The organism is Mycobacterium sp. (assembly GCF_040509115.1).
Classification (GTDB): Bacteria; Actinomycetota; Actinomycetes; order Mycobacteriales; family Mycobacteriaceae; genus Mycobacterium.
The window spans coordinates 22,401-29,285 of record NZ_JBEVLO010000397.1 but is presented as its reverse complement, the minus strand read 5'-3'; the positions used below and the strand labels follow the sequence as shown (position 1 = coordinate 29,285).

10 protein-coding genes are annotated in these 6,885 nt (G+C 68.3%); 8 read left to right on the top strand and 2 right to left on the bottom strand.

What is annotated here, in order from left to right:
* From ABW137_RS27305 to ABW137_RS27290, 4 genes are all read left to right on the top strand, one after another.
* The coding region (locus ABW137_RS27305; RefSeq protein WP_526404596.1) for a sulfurtransferase at positions 1-231 on the top strand (231 nt) is incomplete at its 5' end.
* A gap of 1 nt (position 232) precedes the next feature.
* On the top strand, positions 233-535 hold the full coding sequence (locus ABW137_RS27300; protein WP_526404595.1) for a DUF1416 domain-containing protein: 303 nt from the start codon (positions 233-235) through the stop codon (positions 533-535).
* 196 nt (positions 536-731) lie between these two features.
* Complete coding sequence (locus tag ABW137_RS27295; RefSeq protein WP_526404599.1) at positions 732-1,427, top strand: nitrobindin family protein; 696 nt, start codon at positions 732-734, stop codon at positions 1,425-1,427.
* Entirely contained in the window at positions 1,427-1,699 is a 273-nt protein-coding gene (locus tag ABW137_RS27290; protein WP_526404594.1) for a hypothetical protein, read from the top strand. Before ABW137_RS27295 ends, ABW137_RS27290 begins: the two co-directional genes overlap by 1 nt.
* 196 nt (positions 1,700-1,895) lie before the next feature.
* Here ABW137_RS27290 and ABW137_RS27285 read toward each other — a convergent pair whose 3' ends face one another.
* A complete protein-coding gene (locus ABW137_RS27285; protein ID WP_526404593.1) occupies positions 1,896-2,798 on the bottom strand; it encodes an aminodeoxychorismate lyase in 903 nt (300 codons plus the stop codon).
* A 43-nt stretch (positions 2,799-2,841) separates the two neighbouring features.
* On the opposite strand from ABW137_RS27285, the gene ygfZ reads away from it, so the two are divergent.
* Together ygfZ and ABW137_RS27275 are read left to right on the top strand one after the other, a co-directional pair.
* Positions 2,842-3,921, top strand: a complete 1,080-nt coding sequence (ygfZ, locus tag ABW137_RS27280; protein WP_526404592.1) for a CAF17-like 4Fe-4S cluster assembly/insertion protein YgfZ — start codon at positions 2,842-2,844, stop codon at positions 3,919-3,921.
* Positions 3,922-4,068: 147 nt separating this feature from the next.
* Entirely contained in the window at positions 4,069-4,257 is a 189-nt protein-coding gene (locus ABW137_RS27275) for a DUF3073 family protein (RefSeq protein WP_526404591.1), read from the top strand.
* Between the two features lie 47 nt (positions 4,258-4,304).
* Here the strand turns inward: ABW137_RS27275 and purM are convergent, their stop codons facing one another.
* The gene (purM, locus tag ABW137_RS27270; protein ID WP_526404590.1) at positions 4,305-5,384 is read right to left on the bottom strand and encodes a phosphoribosylformylglycinamidine cyclo-ligase; all 1,080 of its coding nucleotides are present in this window, start codon (positions 5,382-5,384) and stop codon (positions 4,305-4,307) included.
* 50 nt (positions 5,385-5,434) lie between these two features.
* Between purM and ABW137_RS27265 the strand changes: the two genes are divergently transcribed.
* Both ABW137_RS27265 and ABW137_RS27260 read left to right on the top strand, forming a co-directional pair.
* The gene (locus ABW137_RS27265) at positions 5,435-5,869 is read left to right on the top strand and encodes a cupin domain-containing protein (protein WP_526404589.1); all 435 of its coding nucleotides are present in this window, start codon (positions 5,435-5,437) and stop codon (positions 5,867-5,869) included.
* 26 nt (positions 5,870-5,895) lie between these two features.
* Complete coding sequence (locus ABW137_RS27260; RefSeq protein ID WP_526404588.1) at positions 5,896-6,870, top strand: NAD(P)H-binding protein; 975 nt, start codon at positions 5,896-5,898, stop codon at positions 6,868-6,870.
* Positions 6,871-6,885: the final 15 nt, after the last annotated feature.

Here is a 6,885-nt window from a genome sequence, read left to right as displayed (position 1 = left end):
GCCAACGAAGACGGCACCTTCAAGTCCGACGAGGCACTGGCCAAGCTCTACGCCGAGGCCGGTCTGGACGGTTCCAAAGAGACGATCGCCTACTGCCGCATCGGCGAGCGTTCGTCGCACACCTGGTTCGTGCTCCAGGAACTCCTGGGCCACGAGAACGTCAAGAACTACGACGGTAGTTGGACCGAGTACGGCTCCCTGGTGGGTGCCCCGATTGAGTTGGGAAGTTGATATGTGCTCTGCACCCAAGCAAGGACAGACCCTGCCGGCGAGCGTTGACCTGGAGAAGGAAACGGTGATCACCGGTCGTGTGGTCGACGGTTCCGGTCAGAGCGTCGGCGGCGCGTTCGTGCGGCTGCTCGACGGCTCCGACGAATTCACCGCCGAGGTCGTCGCATCGGCCACCGGTGACTTCCGGTTCTTCGCGGCTCCCGGCACGTGGCGCGTCCGCGCGCTGTCGTCGGTGGGCAACGGCGACGCCGTGGTGGCACCGTCGGGCGCCGGCATCCACGAGGTCGACGTCAAGGTCGCCTAGCTGGGCCATCCGGCCCCGCCTGACCTCGACACGGGAGGCGGTGCCCCGACGCGTCGGGGCACCGCAGAGGAACTAGACTCGACACCGTGGTGCTCTTCTTCGAGATCATGCTCGTGGCGGCGACTGTCGTCATCACCTGGTTCGCGCTGTATGCGGTGTACCGGCTGATCACCGACGAGTTGTGACGGCCGACGACATTCCCGAAGTCCCTACCGAGACATCGGGTGCCGCCGATTCTGCGGGCTCGCCGAGTGCGCCCGTTCCCGGCTCCGCCGACCGCGCGATCGAGGCCGCAGCCGAGCGCGCCAAGGTGACGGCTGCCCGCAACGTCCCCGCGTTCGACGATCTGCCGATCCCTGCTGACACCGCCAACCTCCGCGAGGGCGTGAGCCTCAACGACGCGCTGCTGGCCCTGCTGCCGCTCGTCGGAGTGTGGCGCGGCGAGGGCACGGGACGAGGGTCCGACGGCGACTACCGCTTCGGCCAGCAGATCGTCGTCTCCCATGACGGCGGTGAGTACCTGAACTGGGAAGCGCGCTCCTGGCTGCTATCGGAGTCCGACGAGTACCAGGGTCCGGGGCTGCGGGAGACCGGGTTCTGGCGATTCGTCAACGACCCTGACGACCCCGCCGAGTCTCAGGCGATCGAACTACTACTCGCTCACTCCGCGGGCTTCGTCGAACTCTTCTATGGCGTCCCGCTCAACCAGGCGTCGTGGGAGTTGGCGACCGATGCCCTGGCCAGGAGCAAGTCCGGGGTGCTGGTCGGCGGCGCCAAGCGGCTGTACGGCATCGTCGAGGGCGGCGATCTCGCCTACGTCGAGGAACGCGTGGACGCCGACGGGGGCCTGGTTCCCCACCTGTCCGCACGCTTGTCACGGCACGTCGGCTAGTGCGCCTCGTTCGACTGGCCGCTGCGCTCGCGGCGGCGCTGCTGCTCGCGGCGTGCGGATCGGCTCCGCCCGCCCCACCCCAGGAGCAGTCGGGCACCTCGTCCTCGGCGCCCGCCACGGCGGGTCACGGCGCCCTTGCCAACTGCCTGTCCGACCACGGCGTCCCCGCCGAGACCGGGCCCGCGGTCGGTCCGCCACCCGGCGTCGACCAGGACGTGTGGCAGAAGGCGATGACGGCTTGCTCCACGCTGGCTCCTGGTCCGGCAAGCTGAGCCGCTCCAGACATGGAGCGGCCCCCGAGCCTTTGGTTCCTGGTTGGACGGACCGAGGGGCTCGGGGGCCGGGTGGCTGCAGGGAATTCGCCAGCGCACGCTGGTAAACACCCGGTGCTGCTAGCGGGCAGCCACCTCACTTGTCCATGAGTCAATCAATTTCTCGGACCACCTCCCTTCACGTGTAAAACCGAACCTACTCCCGAACGGCGGGGTCGACAACAGCTTTTCGCGCGACGTCTCGGCGCGGTCCGGCGATCGCCTCGTCGACGAGTGCGGCCATGTCGATCGCGTCGGCGACCGCTGGCAATCGGGCGCCGTCGAGGGTGTGCACGCGGGCCGCGAGCGTGATGCTGGATAGCAGCCAAACCCCTTGGGCGGCAAGCATTTCCGACACCAACAGCCGGCGCCGCACGCAGGTCACGCCCCGGGCCTCGGCCGTCTCGAACACCGCGTTCACGGTGGTACCCGCCAGGATCGGCGATGCTGGCGGTGGCGTGACCAGTTGCCCGTCCGACGACTGAATCACGACGCTGGACCTGGGTCCCTCCAACACGAATCCGTCCGAGCCGACGAACACGACGTCGCCTGCGCCGAGGCGGTCGGCGTGCCGCAGCGCTGCCGCATTGACCGCGTAGGACAGCGATTTGGCAGCGGCGATCGACCACGGCGCGTCGGCGCCCTGGCTGGCGGCCACGCCACGGTCCAGAGTGACGGCCGAGACGCCGTCGCGGCGCGTGGCGGCAATCCGCTCGGGCAGGTCCGACACCGCGACGAACGCCGATGGAACGTTCCCGCGCCCACGGCCGAGCACCAACCGCATGACTGCATCGTCCGGGCTGGTCAGCCGCGTCTCGGCGATGGCGACGGCCGCCCGCCAACGATCCAGGTCGGGCCTGGGCAGATCGGTGATCGTCGCCGAGCGTGCCAGCCGCGCCAGGTGGGCCTCGAGCAGACACGCGTGACCGTCGCGAACCAACAGTGTCTCGAATACCCCGTCGCCGCGGGTGAACGTCGGGTCGTCGGCGAAGACCATGGGTCGGCCTGCGTCGACGAGTCCGCCAGCGAGGGTGACGACGATTTCCGACCGGGCCGCCATGGGGCCTGAGAATAGCGCCGCCCAACCTCCGTACCCTGGAGGGATGTCCGCAATTCCAGCGCCAGAGAACGGTCCCGACGCCGGCGCCACGTGGCACTACGGCGACCCGTTCGGCGAGCAGCGAGCCGCCGCGACCGGCGCCGTGGTCGTGGACCGTTCGCACCGGGCCGTGCTCCAACTGGTCGGCGACGAGCGCAAGAAGTGGTTGCACACCATTTCCAGCCAGCACGTCAGCGACCTGCCGGACGGCGCCGTCGTGGAGAATTTGAACCTCGACGTGCAGGGACGTGTCGAAGATCACTGGTTGCAGACCCAGCTCGACGGCATCACGATCATCGACACCGAGCCGTGGCGGGGCGAGCCGCTGCTGGCCTATCTACGCAAGATGATCTTCTGGGCCGACGTCGTGGCCGACCCGGCCGAGCTGGCCGTGCTGTCCTTACTCGGACCGCAGGTTGGTGACCGAGCAGTTCTCGAAGCCGTCGGTGTCGACGTCTTGCCCACCGCCGCGTCGGCATCGGCGCTGGCCGAAGGCGGATTCATCCGAACTCTGCGCGCCGGCGAGGTCGATCTCGTCGTTCCGAGGGATCAGGCCGCTGGATATCGGGACCGATTGGCTGCCGCCGGCGTGCGGTCCGCCGGAGTGTGGGCGTACGAGGCACATCGCGTCGCGGCGCTACGCCCCCGGCTTGGCGTCGACACCGATGACCGCACCATCCCGCACGAGGTGGGCTGGATCGGCGGGCCGGGTGACGGCGCCGTGCACCTGGACAAGGGCTGCTATCGCGGCCAGGAGACCGTCGCCCGCGTCCACAACCTGGGCAAACCGCCTCGGATGATGGTCTTGCTGCACCTCGACGGCTCCACCGACCGACCAGTGACGGGTGATCCGGTGCTGGCGGGTGGACGGTCGATCGGACGCCTCGGCACGGTGGTCGACCACGTCGACCTCGGCCCGGTCGCGATTGCCTTGCTCAAGCGGGGCCTCCCAGCGGACACCCCATTGACGACGGGCGGGGAGACGGCGGCCAGCGCACTGATCGATCCGGATTCGATGCCGACGGCCGCGGCCGTCGGTGCAGGTCGGCTTGCGGTGGAACGTCTGAGGAGCCAACCGCGTTGATGGGAGTGGCTTGGCATCCACCGCTGGGCCAGGCCTGCCAGCATCAGACCGCCGGGCACGGTAAAGTGTTGACAGGACGATAAAACACACTCAGATCGGAGCCGCCTGCTAATCGGGCCGCTCCGTTATTGCGCGAGGGGGTCCCCCATGGGCCGCGGCCGGGCGAAGGCAAAGCAGACGAAGGTCGCTCGTGACCTTAAGTACAGCTCGCCACAAACCGACTTCCAACGGTTACAGCAGGAACTGGGCGGCGGATCAAGCTCCCCCGAGCCAGACGGCCTCAACGGCGATGCCATAGACGATCGCTGGGCCGACGACGACGACTGGCGTCGCTGAGCGGTCCATCGACCGGAGTCGACCTCGGAATCGCCGGGCAGCACTCGCTAAAAGCGCGGATGCTGCCCGACCAACTGGGCGCGCGACTTGTCCTTGCCACCCTTCTTGACGGTGCCGAGGGTCCAGCAGTCCAGGTGACGGGCGGTGAGAATCGCCAACGCGCGGTCGGTGTCCTCCGGCGCGACGATGGCGACCATCCCGACGCCCATGTTGAACGTCTTGTCCATCTCGACGCGGTCGATGCGCCCACGCTGGGCGATCATGGCGAACACCGGTGCAGGTGTCCACGTGCCACGGTCCATCTCCGCCATCAGCCCGTTCGGGATGACGCGCTCCAGATTTCCGGCGAGCCCGCCGCCCGTGACGTGGCAGAACGTCCTGACCCGCGTCTCGGCCGCCAGCGCTAGGCAGTCCTTGGCGTAGATGCGGGTGGGCTCCAGCAGCTCCTCGCCGAGGGTCCGGCCGAACTCCTCGACGTGCCCGGCGAGGTTGCCGCGATCCATCTCCAGCAAGACCTTGCGGGCCAGGGAGTAGCCGTTCGAGTGCAGTCCCGTCGAGGCCATCGCGATGAGCACGTCGCCCGGCTTCACCCGGTCGGGACCGAGGACGTCGTCGGCCTCGACGACGCCGACTCCGGTCGCCGAGATGTCGTAGTGGTCGGGCGCCATCAAGCCGGGATGTTCGGCGGTCTCGCCGCCGAGCAGCGCGCAACCCGCCATCACGCAGCCGTTCGCAATGCCCGAGACGATCTCGGCGACACGTTCCGGCACGGTGCGACCGACGGCGATGTAGTCCTGAAGGAACAGGGGCTCCGCCCCGCAGACGACGAGGTCGTCGACCACCATCGCGACGAGATCAAGGCCGACGGTGTCGTGCTTGTCCATGGCCTGGGCGATCGCCAGTTTGGTGCCGACACCGTCGGTGGACGACGCCAGCAGCGGCTCGCGGTAGTCACCCCGAAGGGCGAACAGCCCCGCGAACCCGCCAAGCCCTCCGCGAACCTCGGGGCGAGTGGCCTTCTGCGCCCATGGCTTGAATAGTTCGACGGCCCGATCGCCGGCTTCTATGTCCACCCCGGCGGATGCGTAGGAGGCGCCGTCGTTCTCGCCTCGCGGATCCTCGCTCATCGCGCACAAGGTTACCCGTCACCGCCGTCGGTGTGACACGCTGAGCCACGATGAAGAGGGTTCGCTGGGCGGTACCCGTCGCGGCCGCGACGATCCTGGTAGGTGTGTATCCGGCCCCGGCAGCACCCGCGACGCCGTTGTCGGGCGTGGAGCTCACCACGCTGGCCCAGGCGACCGTCGACGGCATCGACTACACCACCAAGCAGATCACGATTGCGCCAGGAGGAAGCACCGGCTGGCATTACCACCGGGGCCAGGTGTTCGGTGTCATCCGGCAGGGCACGCTGACTCACAACCGGGCGGATTGCTCGCTCGACGGCAGCTACCCCGCTGGTGCTCCCATCACCGAGGGAAGTGGCCCCGACAACGTGCACGTCGGACGGAATCTCGGTCCCGACCCGGTGATCATGTGGGCGGTTTACGTGAATCCGGCGGGCGATCCCCTCTCCACCGACACACCCAACCCCGGTTGCCCGTTTGAATAGGGCCTTCGGCGGACATGTGAACGTACATGTCTGACACGGATCCCCGAGTGCTCGTCACGGGTGCTACCGGCTACGTCGGCGGGCACCTGGCCGAGCTGCTGGTGGACCGCGGCCGAACCGTGCGGGCGTTGGCGCGTAAACCGGACAAGCTGCGCGACGCGCCGTGGCGCGACAAGGCCGAGGTGGTGCGGGGCGACCTGAGCGATCGCGAGTCCCTCGTCGAGGCGTTCGACGGGGTCGACGTCGTGTACTACCTCGTCCACTCGATGGGTACGTCGTCCGACTTCGTCCGCGAGGAGGAGCGGTCGGCGCACAACGTTGCCACCGCCGCGAAGGAGGCGGGCGTGCGGCGCATCGTCTACCTCTCGGGGCTGCATCCCAAGGGCGAGCTGTCCAGGCATCTGCAGTCCCGCGTCGCGGTCGGCGACATCCTGATCGGCTCGGGGGTGGAGACCGTGGTGCTGCAGGCAGGCATCGTGGTCGGTTCGGGCTCTGCCTCGTTCGAGATGATCCGCCACCTGACCGATCGTTTGCCGGTGATGACGACGCCGAAGTGGGTGCGCAACAGGATTCAGCCGATCTCGGTCGACGACGTGGTGCACTATCTCGCGGAGGCCGCCGACGCGCACGTGCCGGAGTCACGCACCTGGGACATCGGTGGCCCCGACGTCCTGGAGTACGCCGACGCGATGCAGATCTACGCCGAGGAGGCGGGACTGCGCAGACGGGTCATCGTGGCGCTACCGCTACTGACGCCGACCATCGCCAGCTGGTGGGTCGGTTTGGTGACACCGATTCCGTCCGGGTTGGCGCGGCCGCTGGTCGAGTCACTGGAACATGACGCGGTGATGGCCGAGCACGACGTCGACGGAATCATTCCGCCCCCGCCGGGAGGCTTGAACGGTTACCGCGAGTCGGTGCGCAAGGCCTTGCAGAGCGACGGGACGGCAGGCCGCGGTCGCCGCAGCCTGATTCGCTTCAGTGGGGTTGCGCCGCAATAACTTTCGGGGGCGACA

Excerpts from the sequence above, each read along its gene's own strand:
- ABW137_RS27300 (WP_526404595.1), top strand. The coding sequence starts at position 233 with ATGTGCTCTGCACCCAAGCAAGGACAGACCCTGCCGGCGAGCGTTGAC.
- ABW137_RS27285 (WP_526404593.1), bottom strand. The coding sequence starts at position 2,798 with ATGGCGGCCCGGTCGGAAATCGTCGTCACCCTCGCTGGCGGACTCGTC.
- ygfZ (WP_526404592.1), top strand. The coding sequence starts at position 2,842 with ATGTCCGCAATTCCAGCGCCAGAGAACGGTCCCGACGCCGGCGCCACG.
- ABW137_RS27275 (WP_526404591.1), top strand. The coding sequence starts at position 4,069 with ATGGGCCGCGGCCGGGCGAAGGCAAAGCAGACGAAGGTCGCTCGTGAC.
- purM (WP_526404590.1), bottom strand. The coding sequence starts at position 5,384 with ATGAGCGAGGATCCGCGAGGCGAGAACGACGGCGCCTCCTACGCATCC.
- ABW137_RS27265 (WP_526404589.1), top strand. The coding sequence starts at position 5,435 with ATGAAGAGGGTTCGCTGGGCGGTACCCGTCGCGGCCGCGACGATCCTG.
- ABW137_RS27260 (WP_526404588.1), top strand. The coding sequence starts at position 5,896 with ATGTCTGACACGGATCCCCGAGTGCTCGTCACGGGTGCTACCGGCTAC.